We start from the raw sequence: 17,568 nt of genomic DNA, 5'->3' as shown, positions 1-17,568 counted from the left end.
GTATTGTCCAGCGACTGCGCTATTGTCAGCGTCAGGTCACTGCCCCCGCCGGTGTGCAGCATCTCGCCCTGGCGATGGCTAAGGTGATCGGCAGTCAGGGCGAGGGACTCGGCGCTGGTGGTGGCGCCGTCGAGGACGATATCTTCTCCGTGTAGCGAAAGGTGTCCTTGGCTGGCGATCAGGCCGTCGCTACCTTCCAGGCGTGTGGCAGCGATATTCGCCTCTCCGTCACCGGCGTGGATGATCTCGCCGTCGTCGTTGATCAGCGTCTCGGCGATATCGAGGGACAGGTCACCCGTGGCTTCCAGCCGACCCGAGGTGTTGTCGAGTTCGTCCGCTTCGAGATCAAGATCGCCGCTGGCGGCGCTGATCAGCCCATCGCGGTTATTGAGGCCGGCGGCGCTGACGTCGATACGCTCCGCCAGCCATTGGCCCTGGGTATTGTCGATATCCCCCGACGCCGCCACGGCCAGGGCATCGCCAGCGATCAGTTCACCCTGCCGATTATCCAGGTCACCAACGTCCAGCCCGACATGATCCAAGGCCTGCAAGGTACCGGCGGTATTGGTCAGTTCACCGGCAATGATATCGAGCCCGGAATTACCGGCGATAAAGCCCTCGGTATTGTCCAGCGACTGCGCTATTGCCAGCGTCAGGTCACTGCCCTCGCCGGTGTGCAGCATCTCGCCCTGGCGATGGCTAAGGTGATCGGCGGTCAGGGCGAGGGACTCGGCGTTGGTGGTGGCGCCGTCGAGGACGATATCTTCTCCGTGTAGCGAAAGGTGTCCTTGGCTGGCGATCAGGCCGTCGCTACCTTCCAGGCGAGTAGCAACGATGCGGGCGTCGCCGTCACCGGCATGGATAATCTCACCGTCCTGGTTGGTCAGGGTATCGGCGATATCGAGTGATAGATCGTCGGCCGCTTCCACTCGCCCTTGGGTGTTATCGAGGTCATCCGCCTGCACGCGCAGCTTGCCGCTGGCGGTACTAATCAGCCCATCGCGGTTATTCAGACCAGCAGCGCTGACGTTTACTCGCTCCGCCCGCCACTGCCCCTGGGTATTGTCGATATCTCCCGTAGCAACCAGAGCCAGGGCATCGCCGGCGACGAGTTCACCCTGGCGATTGTTCAGGCTGCCAGCATTCAGGTAGAGATCGCCCAAGGCCTGCAGGGTGCCAGCGGTATTGGTCAGTTCACCGGCAATGATATCGAGGTCGGCATTGCTGGCAATCTGCCCGCCGGTATTGTCCAGCGATTGCCGGACGGAAAGCACCAAGTCCTTATCGTCGCCGACCTGCAGCATCTCGCCCTGGCGATGGCTGAGATGCTCAGCTTGCAGGGTGATGGACTCGGCGCTGGTAGTCGCACCATCGAGGACAGTATCTCTGGCATCCAGCACCAGATCACCTTGGCTGACGATCAGGCCATCGCTACCTTCCAGGCGAGTAGCAACGATGCGGGCGTCGCCGTCACCGGCATGGATAATCTCACCGTCCTGGTTGGTCAGGGTATCGGCGATATCGAGTGATAGATCGCCCGCCGCTTCCACTCGCCCTTGGGTGTTATCGAGTTCATCCGCTTCGAGATCAAGATCGCCGCTGGCGGCGCTGATCAAGCCGCCGGTATTGTCCAGCCCGGCAGCGCTGATATCGATACGCTCCGCCCGCCACTGCCCTTGGGTGTTGTCCACATCGCCAGTGGACACCAGGGTCAGGGCATTGCCGGCGATAAGCTCACCCTGGCGATTGTTCAAGCTCTCCGCATTCAAGTAGAGATCGCCCAGCGCCCGCAAGGTACCGCCGGTATTGGTCAACTCCGGGGCCGTGATATCGAGCCCGGCGTTGCCGGCGATAAGGCCCTCGGTATTATCCAGCGACTGCCCTATGGTGAGGATCAGGTCTCGGTCGTCACCGGTTTGCAACATCTCACTCTGGCGATGGCTAAGGTGCTCGACTTTCAGGGCGATGGACTCGGCGCTGGTGGACGCGCCGTCGAGGACGATATCCCGGGCCGCCAGGGTCAGATCGCCCTGGCTGACGATTAATCCATCGCTACCCTCCAGGCGTGTGGCAGCGATATTCGCCTCTCCGTCACCGACATGAACGATCTCGCCGTCGTCGTTGATCAAGGTCTCGGCGACGTCGAAGGTCAGATCGCCCGACGCCTCCAGCCGGCCCGAGGTGTTGTCAAGCTCATCCGATCGCACGCGCAACGCGCCGCTGGCCGCGCTGATCAGACCCTCGCTGTTGTCCAGACCGGCAGCGCTGACCTCGATACGCTCCGCCAGCCATTGGCCCTGGGCATTGTCGATATCCCCCGACGCTGTCACGGCCAGGGCATCGCCAGCGACAAGTTCGCCCTGGCGATTGTTCAAGCTCTCCGCATTCAAGTAGAGATCGCCCAGCGCCTGCAAGGTACCGCCGGTATTGGTCAACTCCGGGGCCGTGATATCGAGCCCGGAATTACCGGCGATAAAGCCCTCGGTATTGTCCAGCGACTGCCCTATCGTGAGCGTCAGGTCGCTGCCCTCGCCGGTGTGTAGTATCTCTCCCTGACGGTGGCTCAGGCGCTCGGCGGCCAGGGTAATGGACTCGGCACTGGTGGTCGCGCCGTCGAGGACGATATCCCTGGCATTCAGGATCAGGTCGCCCTGGCTGACGATCAGCCCCTCGCTGCCTTCCAGGCGTGTGGCAATGATGTGCGCCTCGCCCTCACTGACGTGGATAATCTCGCCGTCCTGGTTGGTCAGGGTATCGGCGATATCAAGGGCCAGATCGCCCGCCGCTTCCAGCCAGCCTCGGTGATTGTTCAGGTTTTCGGTATTGAGGTAGAGATCGCCCAGCGCCTGCACGGTGCCGGAGCGATTGGTCAGTGCCTGGGCGGTGATATCGAGCCCGGCATTACTGGCGATCAGCCCGTCAGTGTTGTCCAGCGACTGCCCTATCTTCAGCGTCAGGTCACTGTCCTCACCGGTCTGCAGCATCTCACCCTGGTGATGGCTCAGGCGCTCGGCGGTCAGGGCGATGGACTCAGCACTGGTGGTCGCCCCATCGAGGACGATATCCCGTGCCGCCAGGGTCAGGTCACCCTGGCTGACGATCAGTCCCTCGCTGCCTTCCAGGCGTGTGGAGGCAATATTTGCCTCGCCCTCTCCGGCATGGACGATCTCGCCGCGTTCGTTGGTCAGGGTGCCGGCGACATCTAGGGTCAGATCATCCGCCGCTTCCAACCGGCCCGAGGTGTTTTCGAGTTCATTCGCCTCGAGATGAAGATCGCCGCTGGCCGCACTGATCAGGCCATCGGTATTGTTCAGATCAGCGGCACTGACGTCGATACGCTCCGCCCGCCACTGTCCCTGGGTATTGTCGATATCCCCTTCCACCGTCAGCGTCAGGGCGTCGCCGGCGATAAGTTCGCCCTGGCGGTTGTCCAGCGCTGTCGCGGATAGCCACACGGCGTCGTTGCCCTGGAGCCGGCCGCCGACATTGCTCACCTCGCCGGCCGTGACCGCCAACTCAGCGTTGCCGAGGATGCGGCCGTCGTCATTGTCGATGGCCCCCACGCCAAGCGTCAGGCGCTCGTTCCCGGCATGCAGCAGTTCGCCGCCACGGTTGACAAACGCGTCGGCGTCGATGGTCAGGCGGTCGCTGTTGCTGGCCAGCCGCCCCGAGGTATTGTCGAAGGTCTCCACGTCGAACATGAGCAAATCGCTGCCGAGCTGCACGATATCGCCGCCGACGTTGGACAGTTCGTTCGCGTCGAGATCAAGCCGCTCGGCCACGACCCGGGCCTCGTCGGTGCGCAGCGCGCCCGGCGTCCTCGCGCTGAGCGTCTCCTGCGCGGCGAGGGTGGCGCGGCTGGCATCGATCCCCCCCGTTCCCGCGACGATGTCGATGTCCCGCGCCTGGGTATGGCTGTCCCGCAGGGCAACGGCATCAGCCTGGGCATAGATACCACCGGCAGCAAAGTGCAGACCGCCGGCGTCAATGCCATGCGACGCAGTGAATACCAGGTCGCCATCCGCGCCCAAGGTCCCATCATCAAGCACACCTGCAGCCGTGAGGGTGTCGAGATCACCATGCAGGTCGCTGGCCGACAGCTGAACGTCGCCTCCCGCAATCATCATTCCAGTGTCGAAATTAGCGATCTCAGCCTCACTGGTCGCAACCAGATCATTACCGGCACGCACGAGACCATGATTCGCGATATCGTTGTGGCTGGCCAGTCGCATGTCACCCTCGGTGGCGACCTGCCCCCAGTTGGTGATGCGTCCGTCGGCGTCGACCACGATCTCACCGGCAGAAAGTGCACCAGCGTTATGAACGCCCACTCCATGTTCAGTGGCCATAAGATGGATCTTGCCAGCATACATGCCGCCCAAATGAGCCACATCAACGGCGACCGAGGGGATACTTCCACTACCTTCTATCACCGTTACTGTCTGTCGATCGGCACTGATATGGTTGGCGCCGGCAACAACATCAAGGTCATCGGACCAAATGCCTGCCTGCACCTCAACAGCACGGGCCAGGATGGCAGTGTAATCGCTGTCGCGGGTATCCAGGCCATCCCCCGCGATACGGATGGAGCCCTCCTCGACCCGGTAACTGGTCAGTTCCCCTGCGCTGAATTCGGGGCGCCCGGTGGTCAGGGTGGTACCGCTGGCATTGATGAAGCCCGCGCCATCGACGTGGATGCCGGCGGGGTTGGCGATGACGACCTCTGCACGCTGTCCGGCAACTTCCACGTGGCCACGCAGTTGGCTGGGGTTGCGCGAGTTGACCTCGTTGACGATCACCCGCGCCTCGCCGGTGGCGAGATTGGGATTGCCCTGCACCCAGCCGCCGAGCTGGGTCTGGGTGGCACTACGTGAATTGTTGAGGATGGCGCCCTGGCCATCCACGTCAAACTGGCTATAGGCGTTACGTGATACTCCCTGAGCACTGGGCGTCTGGATGTTGACCTGGGGGGTTCCATTGGCACTTTCCAGAACGTGAGGACGTTGTTCACCTGGCGCTGTGCGGTCTGGAATGATTTGTGCCTGGGTCGGCAGTGCAAATACAAGGCCAGATGCCATCAAGACGGACCAGCACAGCGGCTTTAAACTTCCAAGAATAAACGTGGACGGTGGTTTACCTCTTGCTGACCTCGCAGACACGCTACCGCCCTTACCCTGTGTGGCACAGAGTTCGGCGGCGACGACCAGTTGCCCCTTGGCTCGATTGAATACCAAGCGGTAACAATACCTGTTCATCGTCCAGTTCCCTTATTTGTAGTACATTCCAAATGACGTGCTTCCGGCGCTAGGCAGTGCGGAGCATTGTCTTGTATATAGCTAGAGTGCCAAATTCACGCTGAACCCCAGATCATGTCCGTCACTGCGAAACCCATCCGGCTTGCTGACCGGCGTGGCTACGAAGACGTCGTAATGCAGGTGGCGCAGCAACCTCCCCCGTAGCCCCACTGCCGCCCCCGTCAGTTGCGTTCCCAGCAACCATTCTGTGCCAGCACCTCCAACATGGCCGTGGTCAAGTGCAGCGTAAACTCGCTGGCCACTCTCACCTAACGGTGCTTCAAGCTCGTTACGTACCAGCCAGCCACGCTCGGCGACCAGACCGCTGTCGTGAAAGCCCCTCACCGTATAACGACTACCGATGGAAAAACGCTCCAGGGGAGCAAGCGGCGTCAGGTTGCGCTGCATACGCCAGTGGCCCCGATAACGCAGCCTCTGGCTGCCGAGTTGAAATGGCAGATCGAGGTCGGCATTCGAGGTGACGATCTGAAAACGCGAGGTACCTTCACCGAAAAGTTCTTCTGGTGCTGGTCGAGCATTGAAAGCACCGGTTCCCCTCTGATAGCCCAGCCCCAGATCCAGCATCGCTCGTCCGAGGAACTCACGATGCGCCACACCAGCTTCCCACCCCCCCACGGTACGCCGCTGCACCTCGATCTCGAGGTCATCGATATAGTTACGCGACTGACGCTGGAAGCCAGCGAATTCGAAGGAGGTCTTGCGCGAGGCATCGCGATGGATCACACGTAATAGACCGGCCCGGAGTGTGCGACTGGTACCGCTGTATATGTAGTCTTCGAAGGCTCCTGCAACCGCCTGGTGGTAATCGTAGTCACTGGCAGTGACGTTCAGTCTCCAATAGCCCCAGGGCACTGAATAGTGCAATGTTCGGCTTTTGTTACCGCGTCCACCACTGTCTCCTCCTCCCAGATCCTTACCCAGGTAGGCATAAAACAGGTCATTGATGCCCATCAGATTATCGTAGGCCACAGTGACACCATTTAAGTACCGACCGGTTGCATCACTACCACTATTGTCAAGCGACCATCCAGGACGTAGCTGAAAACCCTGCTGGTAGTCAATAACCAGATCGCTGCTGCCCGGCTCATCGGCGGGAGCGATCTGGATGTCGACCTCCACGGAAGGTAAGTTCTGAAAATTCTCCAGTGCCTGTTCGATATCGCGCAGATTAAGGATGTCGCCAGGCCGGGCTGGCACTGCGTTGCGCAGAGTGGCGTGTGGTCGTTCGGGATCAGCGACACGCAGGCTGGCGATACGCCCGGGCAGCAGGGTAAGTGTGAGGATTCCATCGTTGAGGTCCTGGGGCTCCACCAGCACCCGGCTGGTGACGAAACCACGTTCTATCAGCGCGTTCTGAGCACGCTCAAGTACCAGATTGACACCCTGAGTACCAATACAACGACCGATGAGAGTGTCATCACCCGCTACCGCATCATCAAGCCATGCAAAACGACGAACCTCCTCGCCCTGCCATGCCAGTTCATGGATCATAAAGCATGGAGATTCATCATCAGGGAAACGTCCAACCGCTTCCAGCGGAGCAGATAATCGAATATCTACGGATGTGCTTTGCTGATCTTGCAGCGCTCTATCTCGCTCACGCTGGCGTAGTACCTCATCATCTAAAGGTAATTCCTGGGCTTGAACTGTAGTTAGGTGTATTCCAAGCACTAGTGTTATTGCATGTAACCAGCACTTATTTCCAAGTGACAATCTATCGGGCGTTGTGACAAACAATACTTATTCCCTTAAATACATTCTTTTTCTAGATGTCTGGAGAACACGTTGACACGTCATAATCCAAGTCATCAGCGATCCCCCTACTTGCATAGAGTCATCGGCAAATGAGAAGCATTCTTTAGTATTTTTTAAGCACAAAATGCCATATCCATATAAACACATCGCGAATTAACTGATTGCCAAGGCTGCTAAAAAATCGCTAGCAACCACTTCAGCCATGACATTACACAAGAGATTTAATCGTTGAAAAAAGCATACGGTTGGAGTGTGTGATAAAGGCAAGCTAGCACCATCATCAACCTGGTACTCCAAAGCGTGCTACCATCAGCGCTTTTGATATGGCAGCTTTCAGGTCCTTATTCACGTGCTTTCCAACATTCGCATCGTACTGGTACAAACTTTCCACCCTGGCAACATTGGCGCGGCTGCACGTGCAATGAAAACCATGGGCTTAACCAACCTTGTGCTGGTGAATCCGCGTACCTTTCCTGATGATGAGGCAACACGTCTCGCCGCAGGTGCAACGGATGTGTTGGAGAATGCCCGCTGCGTAAGCTCACTTGAAGATGCAGTGCACGACTGCGTGCAGGTTGTGGGTGCCAGCGCACGACTACGGAGCCTGCCTCTCCCCCACTTCGATGAACCGGACGACATGGCCCGGCAGGTGATTGAGAGTGCCACCCAAGCGCCTGTGGCGCTGGTATTCGGGCGCGAACGTTCAGGGTTGACCAACAATGAGATACGCTGCTGTACCCACCAGGTCAGCATTCCGGCCAACCCTGAGTACGGTATATTAAATTTATCGCAAGCAGTGCAGATTTTAGCCTATGAAGTACACCGCGCCTGGCGTAAGCGAGATGAAAGCGGTTTTGCTTACCAACGGCCTCTGGAAGCAACGCCGCCCAGCCGGGAGCAGCTTGTTTATTTCCAGGAGCACCTTGGCCACCTGATGCAGCAAAGTGGCTTCCTTACCCAGCCTCATGCACGAACAGAAGAGCAGTTGCAGGCGCTTTTTGCCCGCGCGCAGCCCAGCCGCAAAGAGCTTTCGCTGCTACGTGGGCTACTAAGTGCATTTGAATCTCATCTGCCTAAACATTAGATCAAGCTTGCAAACGCAAAGGGGGCAACCAATAGGCTACCCCCTTTGCATTCAGATACTGAACAACTTTTAAAGAAACATTGCCGCCAACCAGCCAAAGATAATTAGGGGGACGTTATAGTGCAGGAAAGTAGGCACTACACTGTCCCACATATGGTCATGCTGCCCATCCACATTCAGGCCAGAGGTTGGTCCAAGAGTTGAATCAGAGGCTGGTGAACCGGCGTCCCCTAATGCTGCAGCTGTGCCTACCAGTGCAACCGTCGCCATGGGTGAAAACCCGAACTGCACTGCCAGCGGTACGAAAATCGCGGCGATAATGGGGATCGTCGAAAACGATGAACCAATCCCTAACGTGATAAACAGGCCCACCAGCAACATAACCAATGCGGCAAGGCCGCGATTATCACCAAACAGATCAAAGGCCCCGGAGACCAGCGACTCAATTGCTCCGGTAGCCTTCATCACTTCAGCAAAACCAGCAGCGGCAATCATGATAAAGCCTATCAGCGCCATCATACGCATACCGCTGGTGAACAGATCGTCTGCTTCACGCCATTTAAAAATACCACCCACCGAAAGCAAGCCGATGCCAACCAAACCGCCCACTATCATAGAGCCGGTATAAAGCTGTAATCCTAGCGCTGCCACAATGGCTACCGCCGACATAATCAGTCCCAGTGTGTGGGGTTTGGCTGGCGTGTGTCCCTGTTGGGCATGGGTGGCTACCAGGTCTTGACTGGTGTACTCGCGCTGTCCACGGTAACTGAAAAACAGCGCCACCAGCAAACCAATCGCCATCCCTCCGACAGGTATCGCCATTGCCATCGGTACCATGCCCCGAGTAACTTCCAAGCCAAGCGGCTCACCAGCGGTATTTAAGTTGGACAGTAGAATATCGTTTAAAAAAATCGCACCAAATCCTACCGGCAGTAGCATATAGGGTGCTGTCAAACCAAACGTCAGGGCGCAAGCCACTGCACGACGGTCAAGCTTAAGGCGGTTCATGACCGTTAAGAGCGGTGGAATAAGCACAGGAATGAAAGCGATATGGACCGGAATAGCGTTCTGTGACGAGATAGCAACCAACAGCACTGCGGTTAGCAGCAGCATTTTGATTCTGGCCTGATGCACCGCTGTCGCTTCTTTACCTAGCATGGTGATCAAGCGATTCGCCAACATATCAGGCAATCCCGAGCGGGAGATCGCCACCGCGAATGCTCCTAATGTGGCATAAGCCAGGGCTACCTGGGCACCGCCACCAACCCCATCGTTAAAGGCACTAAGGGTTTCATCAAGAGATAAGCCACCGAATAAGCCACCGACCAGTGCGCCGACCACCAGTGCAAATACAACCGACACGCGTAACAACGACAGTACCACCATCACCAGCACTGCAAGAATTACTGCATTCATGAAAATACCCAGAGCTATTGGAAGGTCATTAACACCAAAGGCAGCAAATACTAACAGATAAGATGCTTATAAGCAGGCTTAAGATAGGGTAAACAGTTACTGTAAAAGGATCTGGCAATTCTCCTCACACCTCACATCGTGGGCGTATTGTCAGCTTAATACTTTAGTCAAGGCACTCTTGCTGCTTTGCAGCATACCACCTAGTATGCCGCCTTCCGCCTAACATCGACATCCGCTGAATTAAGCATTACCCAGGAGCTCATATGGGCATGCTCGCGATAATCATTTCACTGTTGCTGCTAATGTTTTTCGCCTATCGGGGCGTCTCTGTGCTGCTGCTGGCCCCCCTTATGGCCTCCCTGGCAGTGCTTCTGTCAGGCGATGCCGCCTTTCTGCTCCCCATCTACACCGATACCTTTATGAAAGCACTGGGTAATTATGTTATTCAGTTCTTTCCCTTGTTCTTACTTGGGGCGCTATTTGGTCAACTAATGGCGGACTCAGGGGCTGCCCAGTCAATTTCAAATGGTATCGTCAAGCAGCTGGGCACCCAGCATGTCGTGCTTACCGTGGTGCTGGCCTGTGCTGTACTCACTTACGGCGGTGTATCACTCTTTGTGGTAGCTTTTGCGATCTATCCGATTAGCCGCGAGCTATTTCGCCAGGCAAATATACCCAAGCGGTTAATCCCAGCGTCCATTGCCTTAGGCTCGTTCACTTTTACCATGACCGCGTTACCCGGCACTCCCGCCATTCAAAACGCAATTCCTATTCCCTATTTTGGTACCAACAGTTTTGCAGCGCCTGGGCTAGGCATTATCGCGGGTTTGATTATGTTGGGCCTGGGCACTTATTACTTACGCTCACGCGTCAAGAAAGCCGTCATTAGTGGCGAGGGTTACGGTGTACATAGCGAACGTGAAGTCGTCACAGAAAACGAAGCCGATGCTCCCCCTGCGATGATGCCCTTGGCGGTGGCAATGATTCCGCTAGTGATGGTGATTGGCTTGAATGCGCTGTTTACCTATGGTGTTTTCCCGGCCATGGACCTCTCTTTCATTAGCGATGCCTTTGAAAATGTATCGCCAAGCAGGCAGGCCGGACTATGGGCAATTCTGATCGCACTGCTTAGCGCCTCTACCTGGCTGATAATTACCCGCTGGAACCATTGGCAGGATCTGAAAGCAACCGTTAACAAAGGCTGTATTGGCTCGCTGCTACCTATTTTCAATACCGCATCGGAAGTAGGTTATGGCGCGGTTATCGCCAGCTTGGCTGGTTTTGTCATTATTCGCGATGCAGTACTAAACGTGTCACCTGGCAACCCACTCATTTCTGAAGCCATGGCCATGAGTGTCCTGGCTGGTATTACCGGCTCTTCTTCAGGTGGCCTCTCCATCGCCCTGCAAACCCTTGGTAGCGAATATCTGGCGATGGCCGAGCAAGCGGGCATAAGCCCAGAGCTTATGCACCGGGTGGCCACACTTGCTGCTGGGGGCATGGACACCCTACCCCACTCGGGTGCGGTGATTACGCTGCTGGCTATCTGTGGGCTTACCCACCGGCAGTCTTACGGAAACATCGCTGTAGTGACGATTGTGTTGCCGATCGCAGCCCTGGTTAGCGTTATCATCCTGGGCACCCTTTTTGGAAGCTTCTAACCACGCACTTCTCAACGTCACCAGCCCGTGTGATAGTTCAGACATAAGGCTTATAATCATTGCTTGCTTACTGTCATGATTACCAAACTATAAAAATATTAAGATCAATGACATATAAGTACCACTGAATGCTTTTAGTCACCGCTGGCTCAAGGGGAGTTGTATTAATGCTTGAACAAACGCTGGTGCAGACACTGTTATTACTTGGGGCTACTGTTTTCGTTGTTCTGCTCTTTCAGCGCTTGAAAATTCCTCCCAGTCTGGCGTATCTATTTGTTGGGGTGATTTTGGGATCCCATACCGCAGGCCCAGCTTTAGAGTCCACCTATATTCAGATGATTGCCGAATTTGGCATCGTCTTTCTGCTATTCACTATCGGTTTAAGTTTTCCACTACCCCAGATATATGCGCTTAGGAATACCATACTTGGCTTGGGGACAGCCCAGGTAGTCCTCACCACAGCAGTGATCACGCTACTGGGCTGGGCGATTGGATTGCCACTCATTGCTGCTTTTATCGTTGGAGCAGTATTTACCCAATCCTCCACCACAGTCATTAGCAAACAGCTGATAGAACAGGGTGAGAGCCAAACCCGGCATGGACGACTTGGCACCACAATGTCCGTGTTTCAGGATATTACCGCTGTTCCTTTTGTCGTGGTCATTCCTGTACTTGGCACAGCGGCTGCTTCAGAGATAGCGGGCGCACTGGGCATAGCCCTTATCAAGGCCCTGGCGGCGTTTGGAATTGTGCTTATCTCCGGGCGCTACTTGTTAAAGCCCTTGTTTCATATTGTGGCCAGCCGCCGCTCAGCAGAGCTTTTTACGCTGACGGTGCTGTTTGTTTCACTCATTGCAGCCTGGACCACAGACTCACTGGGACTCTCCATGGCCTTCGGGGCATTTCTCGCAGGTATGGTGCTTGGTGAGACTGAGTTTCGCCACCAGGTAGAAACCACGATTCGCCCCTTCCGAGACGTGTTACTGGGCCTTTTTTTCATTGGCATCGGTATGCTTGTGGAACCGGCACTACTGCCTTCGATCTGGCATCAGGCATTACTGGGTGCAGCCGCGTTGCTCACGATCAAAACCATTATTGTGACATTGATCGTCAGGTACTCAGGCATCGACTCACAAACCGCCTTTCGTACCGGGCTTACCTTGGCAGTTGGCGGTGAATTTGGCTTTGCCCTGCTGGCAATCGGTCTCGACAATCACATTATTGCCACTCAGCCAGCCCAGATCACACTCACCTCCGTACTGTTCTCAATGATTGCCGCTCCGTTTCTGATTCGCTACAACCAGCCGTTAGCTGCCTGGTTGTTTAAAAAAAGGACGCACTATAAAGACATGGATGCACTCCTTCCTGATAACCACTCCAGCTACCACCATCATGTCATTATCTGTGGTTATGGCCGCACGGGGCAGGTTATCAGCCGTTTTCTGGAGAGTGAATCAATCCACTTTGTGGCATTGGATATGGACCCTACCATTGTTAAAGAAGCGAGACTGGCAGGCCACCCCGTTTTTTACGGCGATGCATCCGACCCCGTTGTACTGGAAGGCATCGGCCTGGCTACATCATCGCTCCTCATTATCAGCCATGATGACCGCACCGCGACACTGCGCACACTGCACCATGTCCGCTACGCCAAGCCAGACCTTCCCATAGTGGTAAGAACAAATGACGACAGTGGTACCGAAGAGTTGCGTAAAGCGGGTGCAACCGAAGTGATACCGGAAACACTAGAGAGCGGGATGATCATAGCAATGCATTCGCTATTAACGCTGAACGTTCCCCTCTGGCGTGTTACTCAACGGTTGCAGGAGCAGCGTATCAAGCGCTACCCAATGCTTAAAGAGCTATTCCGAAGCAGCCTGGAGCGCCTGAACGAAGAACATGATGGTAAAACTGAACGTCTCCACGCGGTTCAAATTGACGCCAAAAGCCCCTGCTTGGGCAAAACCTTAGGCAGTTATGACCTTCCATCACACGCGGTTACCGTAACAGCGCTGGTTCGCGATAACCAGCGCACCCGATATCCAGCACAGGAAACCGTGCTTGAAGCAGGTGATGTCGTGGTATTACTGGGTACACCCGATGCCCTGGAGACGGCTGAAACCTGCTTATCAGCAACCCCAAGTGAGCGCTGATGGTCAATTGCACTTAGATGCTGTCGTGCTCAACATGGCAGGCATCCGTATATATAGCAGCTCATTTACCTAAGCGGCGACACTTGCCCCGCCCCAGGCTAGCGATGCGCAGAGCATTACCCACACAGATTGCTTGGTCATTATCTCTCTCCAGTGTGCTAGCATCCACTGGCTACCATGCAGCTCAACAAAAAAGCCCTGTGCAAACAGTTTAGCCTTAGCTAACAATTATCCGCCAAAATACGCTACCATCACCAATTAATGTTTCCACTAACCTTGATAATATTTGCCAATGAGTGATCACCAACAGCGGCGCATACCCTCTACACCCGGCATCAGCGGCGACGCTCTCCCACCTGTGGAGCAGCATGCAAAGCAGTACGAAACGGTGCGTAACGCTCATGAAACTGAGCTGATTGAAGACTATGTTGAGCTAATTGGCGACTTGATTCGCCATCGTGGAGAAGCACGAGCAGCCGATATTTCCAATCGCATGGCTGTCAGCCAGGCTACCGTATCGAAAATGATTCGCCGTTTGAATGAGCTGGGGCTTGTCACCAGTAAGCCATACCGTTCTCTCTTCCTTACCGAAGAGGGGCAGAAAATGGCGGAAACCTCACGAGCACGCCATGATGTAGTACTGCATTTTCTACGTGCCTTAGGCGTTGATGACAGTACAGCGCGTATCGATGCGGAAGGGATGGAACATCATGTCAGCGATGAAACACTCGCTATCATGCAGCGCTTTACGGAGCAGCATCAGCAATAGCCTGACTGCCGGCATGGCTAACCCGGAGGCGCTGAAAGTCTATTCACCTGGGTAATTCTTCCATTCCAGATCATCTCCAGGTGAGTGGTCTGGATAACGTCTTTTACATGTTGCGGGGTCATCAGCGCCCAGCAGATAGCATTAGCCTGACGCACCGAGTGATAGCGCACGCCAGCGCATTTTTCTTCACGCAATGCACTGCCCAACGCTTGAGAGGCACGATAATCGTTGGGAGCATAAATAGGGTCTGATCGCCTGATAATCAGACCATCCCGACACGCCACTTCGTCAAACTCGCACTTCAATCCACGAAAAACAAACCGCTCAAAATGCAGTGAGGGAACATTCTGCCAATAGGTTTGTTGGTGATACCTGACTTCGGCGATTGCTGTAGCCAATGTGTCAGCTATATAAAGCACCCCAAAACTGCCATCACTAAAGCGTGAACCGTCTGGGTTGACGTGGGTAAAAGGTGCAGTGGCGTAAGAGCAGCCTCTAATGCCAAAAGGAATTTCCTTAACAGGAATAAGCCCCAGGTCACCTGCTTCATTCCGTAAACGCGGATTGGTTAACGCCTGAAGAGCATAGAGTGCCTCAAACTCAGCATCATCTGCCACATCATCAAACAGACCAATGGGTGGAAACTTGCTGTTAACCAGGCGGTATCCCTCGACCTGCTTTTCGCCACATAAAGGCAGCGTATCCAGGGCTACCATTGAGCCCCTCGCAAACTGTCGATGCGTTTAAAGGTTTCGTAAAGTGCAGCGAAATCACCGCTGCCAATCACTTCAAGTGGAGAGCGCCCATTGAAGTATGGGTTGTAGTTCGCCATGGCAACAAACCCGTAAACGTTATCCGGGTTCTCAAATAGCATTCGCAACGCCGCATGTATATTCAGTACATAGCTGATACGGGTCAGTTGGTCGCTATCCAGCTTAATCTCACTCAAACCCTCCCGCCTGGCCCGGGCATAGGTGCTATGCGAAACACGCAATATGGATTCCCCCTGTTCACCAGTGGCTCGCCACTTATCCAGAATACGTACCGCGGCTTTTAAGCCTGCCGCCGCTGCCGCTTTGCTGTGAACCAGGTTATTTGCAGTTTGCATAGCCATTTCCTTAATATCTTTGTAAATACTAATTCATATAAAAAGTTCCTGCAAATACATACACTCTTTACCAACCTGGCTATTGTCCTATAAGCTCACAGCATTAATGGTTCAAGAAACTGTAGTTTCAGGATGCCCCATGTCGCCATCTTCCAAGGAGCGCTCCTTTCTGGCCCGGGTGCGCAATGCCTTACCCTCTCTACACCCTGCCGAACGGCGGCTGGGTGAATTTGTCTGCGACTTTCCTGGCGAGTTGGCAAGTTACGATGCCCAAGAACTGGCAAGATTCGCCAATGTTTCCAAGGCAACGGTATCGCGCTTTGTGAGACGGCTTGGCTATGAAAGCTATGAAGCCGCTCGCAAACATGCCAGAGAAGAGCAAACTACCGGATCGCGGCTTTTTTTACCCACCTCCAGTGTCAGTAAGGCGGAACAGTCGCTAGCCAGTAACCTTGAACAGGGAAAAGCGAATTTGGACCGCACCTTTGCCACCATTACACAGGCGGAGATTGATGCGGTTGCCGAGGCATTTTTAACCGCCCGTAAAATTTGGGTCATAGGATTTCGCGCCAGCCATCCGTTTGCGGACTATTTACGCTGGCAATTAACCCAGGTAGTTGAAGAAGTCACCAGCATCCCTGGTGCCGGCGAAACGCTGGGAGAACACCTGGTTAACTTTCACCAGGATGATTGCGTGGTTATCTTCGGGCTACGTCGTCGTATCGCCCTCACAGAGCAGTTGCTGGAACATGCCAAAGAGAGCGGCACACAGCTGGTTTATATTACCGATGAGGGAACCGAGGTTGATCCAACGCCAGCCTGGCATTTTCGCTGCCATACACTAGCCTCGGGGCCGTTATTCAATCACACTGCTGTCATGGCACTCTGCCATTTGCTGGTTATGCGTACAATCGAGCGGGCCGGCGATACATCAAGATCACGCCTGCGTCGTATTGAAATGCTTAACGATCGCTTTGAAGAGCTTTAACCCCCTGCTCGCCATAGAAAGCACTAAAACAGCACACAACCCCCATCCAATGCACCCAGAAGGTGCGCGCGCTCTTGCTTATACAATACGACTAATCCCCACGCAAAGAGGCTAATTGTCTGTTTTTGATATGAAACTACAGTTTCATGATAGATATGGCATGAAATATGGATCAACATATCAAACACTGTGCAAGGAATAGCAGTGTCATTGATCGCAACACCACTGCGTCCAGGAAGGCACGTGCTGGTAATGACGAATAGGAAAAGACATGTTGAAGCGCACCGTCCTAATCACCGCTTTATCCTCCGCTCTTATAACCTCACATGCACAAGCCGAGTCACTCTCCCTTAAAGTGCTTGGGCAACCCGCTGGCTCTGGCCTTATCGCCCAAAATAAGGAGCAACCCTTTTTCGAAAACTTTGCCGAGCATAGCGGCCTGGATGTTTCCGTCCAGTATATTCCGGTGGATGTTGCAGGCATTCCCGATACTGATGGCTTGCGAGTCCTGAACTCTGGCCTTTTCGACATTGTGTCACTGCGTGGTCCTCAGGTCAGCCGAGATGAACCCTCAGTACTGGGACTTGATTTGATCGGTCTTAACACCAGCTTCGAAACGGGCCGCAATAATGTGATGGCCTTTTATGATTACGTGGATTCCCGTCTTCAGGAACGCTTCAACGCGAAACTGCTGGGCGTGTGGCCTGCCGGCCCCCAGGTCATATTTTGTAGTGGTGAAATTACCGGCTTGGACGACCTACGAGGTCTGCGTGTACGCGTTGGTGACCAAAGCGCAGCCAATTTTGTTGGTGAACTTGGCGCTACCGGTATTTCCATGCCCTTTGGAGATGTACAGCAGGCACTTTCACGCGGCGTCGTTGACTGTGCCATTACCGGACCTGCCTCGGCTAACTCCGGAGGATGGCCAGAAGCGACAGATTCTGTGCTGCCTATTGCCCTACAGTTAGCGATTAATGGCTACGCCATCAATATGAATACCTGGAACAGCCTCTCCAGCGAACAGCAGACACAGCTTGAAACCGCCATCACCAATCTCAGTGACGACATTTGGGAGTACTCGGAAGCACTCTATGAAGATGCGATGCGCTGCAATGCCGGCAAGTCTCCCTGTGAGTTTGGCACTGAATACTCTCTTTCAGAAGTGACTGTATCAGAGGCTGACCTGGCAACGGTTACCGCTGCCGTGGAAGAGGTTTCCCTGCCTCTTTGGGCGAGACAGTGCAATGCCGTCGCACAGGACTGCGAAGCTGTCTGGCGCGATACGGTTGGTACTCAGTTGGGCCTATAAGCACGGGATA

General features: G+C 54.9%; 12 protein-coding genes and 1 pseudogene. 7 read left to right on the top strand and 6 right to left on the bottom strand.

Annotation, left to right across the window (positions count from 1 at the left end; all coding sequences use genetic code 11):
- Positions 1-2,915 (bottom strand): hypothetical protein (locus tag HP566_RS07800; protein ID WP_425348177.1); only part of this gene is annotated, 2,915 nt, incomplete at its 3' end.
- Here HP566_RS07800 and HP566_RS21730 point away from each other — a divergent pair.
- Complete coding sequence (locus HP566_RS21730; RefSeq protein WP_249976701.1) at positions 2,802-3,206, top strand: hypothetical protein; 405 nt, start codon at positions 2,802-2,804, stop codon at positions 3,204-3,206. The genes HP566_RS07800 and HP566_RS21730 overlap by 114 nt on opposite strands.
- A 21-nt stretch (positions 3,207-3,227) precedes the next feature.
- Here HP566_RS21730 and HP566_RS21845 read toward each other — a convergent pair.
- Together HP566_RS21845 and HP566_RS07780 are read right to left on the bottom strand one after the other, a co-directional pair.
- Positions 3,228-5,255: pseudogene (locus HP566_RS21845) on the bottom strand (filamentous hemagglutinin N-terminal domain-containing protein); the annotation flags it as partial.
- An 81-nt stretch (positions 5,256-5,336) separates the two neighbouring features.
- Positions 5,337-6,986, bottom strand: coding sequence for a ShlB/FhaC/HecB family hemolysin secretion/activation protein (locus HP566_RS07780; protein WP_249976695.1), 1,650 nt, complete (start codon positions 6,984-6,986; stop codon positions 5,337-5,339).
- Positions 6,987-7,419: 433 nt separating this feature from the next.
- Here HP566_RS07780 and HP566_RS07775 point away from each other — a divergent pair, with 433 nt between their 5' ends.
- Positions 7,420-8,154 carry an RNA methyltransferase gene (locus tag HP566_RS07775; RefSeq protein ID WP_249976694.1) on the top strand — a complete coding sequence of 245 codons (735 nt, stop codon included), beginning with the start codon at positions 7,420-7,422 and terminating at the stop codon, positions 8,152-8,154.
- Positions 8,155-8,223: 69 nt separating this feature from the next.
- On the opposite strand, the gene HP566_RS07770 is transcribed toward HP566_RS07775, so the two are convergent.
- Complete coding sequence (locus HP566_RS07770) at positions 8,224-9,570, bottom strand: Na+/H+ antiporter family protein (protein ID WP_249976693.1); 1,347 nt, start codon at positions 9,568-9,570, stop codon at positions 8,224-8,226.
- Positions 9,571-9,833: 263 nt separating this feature from the next.
- Between HP566_RS07770 and HP566_RS07765 the strand changes: the two genes are divergently transcribed.
- The 3 genes from HP566_RS07765 (at position 9,834) to mntR (ending at position 14,153) form a co-directional block, all read left to right on the top strand.
- Positions 9,834-11,231, top strand: a complete 1,398-nt coding sequence (locus HP566_RS07765) for a GntP family permease (protein WP_249976692.1) — start codon at positions 9,834-9,836, stop codon at positions 11,229-11,231.
- A 167-nt stretch (positions 11,232-11,398) separates the two neighbouring features.
- Entirely contained in the window at positions 11,399-13,384 is a 1,986-nt protein-coding gene (locus tag HP566_RS07760; RefSeq protein WP_249976691.1) for a monovalent cation:proton antiporter family protein, read from the top strand.
- 292 nt (positions 13,385-13,676) lie between these two features.
- Complete coding sequence (mntR, locus tag HP566_RS07755) at positions 13,677-14,153, top strand: manganese-binding transcriptional regulator MntR (RefSeq protein ID WP_249976690.1); 477 nt, start codon at positions 13,677-13,679, stop codon at positions 14,151-14,153.
- A 17-nt stretch (positions 14,154-14,170) separates the two neighbouring features.
- Here the strand turns inward: mntR and HP566_RS07750 are convergent, their stop codons facing one another.
- Together HP566_RS07750 and HP566_RS07745 are read right to left on the bottom strand one after the other, a co-directional pair.
- The gene (locus HP566_RS07750; RefSeq protein ID WP_249976689.1) at positions 14,171-14,869 is read right to left on the bottom strand and encodes an RES family NAD+ phosphorylase; all 699 of its coding nucleotides are present in this window, start codon (positions 14,867-14,869) and stop codon (positions 14,171-14,173) included.
- Positions 14,863-15,261: an antitoxin Xre-like helix-turn-helix domain-containing protein gene (locus HP566_RS07745; RefSeq protein ID WP_249976688.1), complete on the bottom strand. Its 399-nt coding sequence runs from the start codon at positions 15,259-15,261 to the stop codon at positions 14,863-14,865. Before HP566_RS07745 ends, HP566_RS07750 begins: the two co-directional genes overlap by 7 nt.
- 139 nt (positions 15,262-15,400) lie before the next feature.
- Between HP566_RS07745 and HP566_RS07740 the strand changes: the two genes are divergently transcribed.
- Positions 15,401-16,249, top strand: coding sequence for a MurR/RpiR family transcriptional regulator (locus HP566_RS07740; protein WP_249976687.1), 849 nt, complete (start codon positions 15,401-15,403; stop codon positions 16,247-16,249).
- 271 nt (positions 16,250-16,520) lie between these two features.
- The gene (locus HP566_RS07735) at positions 16,521-17,558 is read left to right on the top strand and encodes a TRAP transporter substrate-binding protein (RefSeq protein ID WP_249976686.1); all 1,038 of its coding nucleotides are present in this window, start codon (positions 16,521-16,523) and stop codon (positions 17,556-17,558) included.
- Positions 17,559-17,568: the final 10 nt, after the last annotated feature.

Source organism: Vreelandella olivaria (genome assembly GCF_023507745.1).
Classification (GTDB): Bacteria; Pseudomonadota; Gammaproteobacteria; order Pseudomonadales; family Halomonadaceae; genus Vreelandella; species Vreelandella olivaria_A.
The sequence above is the reverse complement of the archived record's forward strand: the minus strand, read 5'-3'. Positions and strand labels throughout refer to the sequence as shown.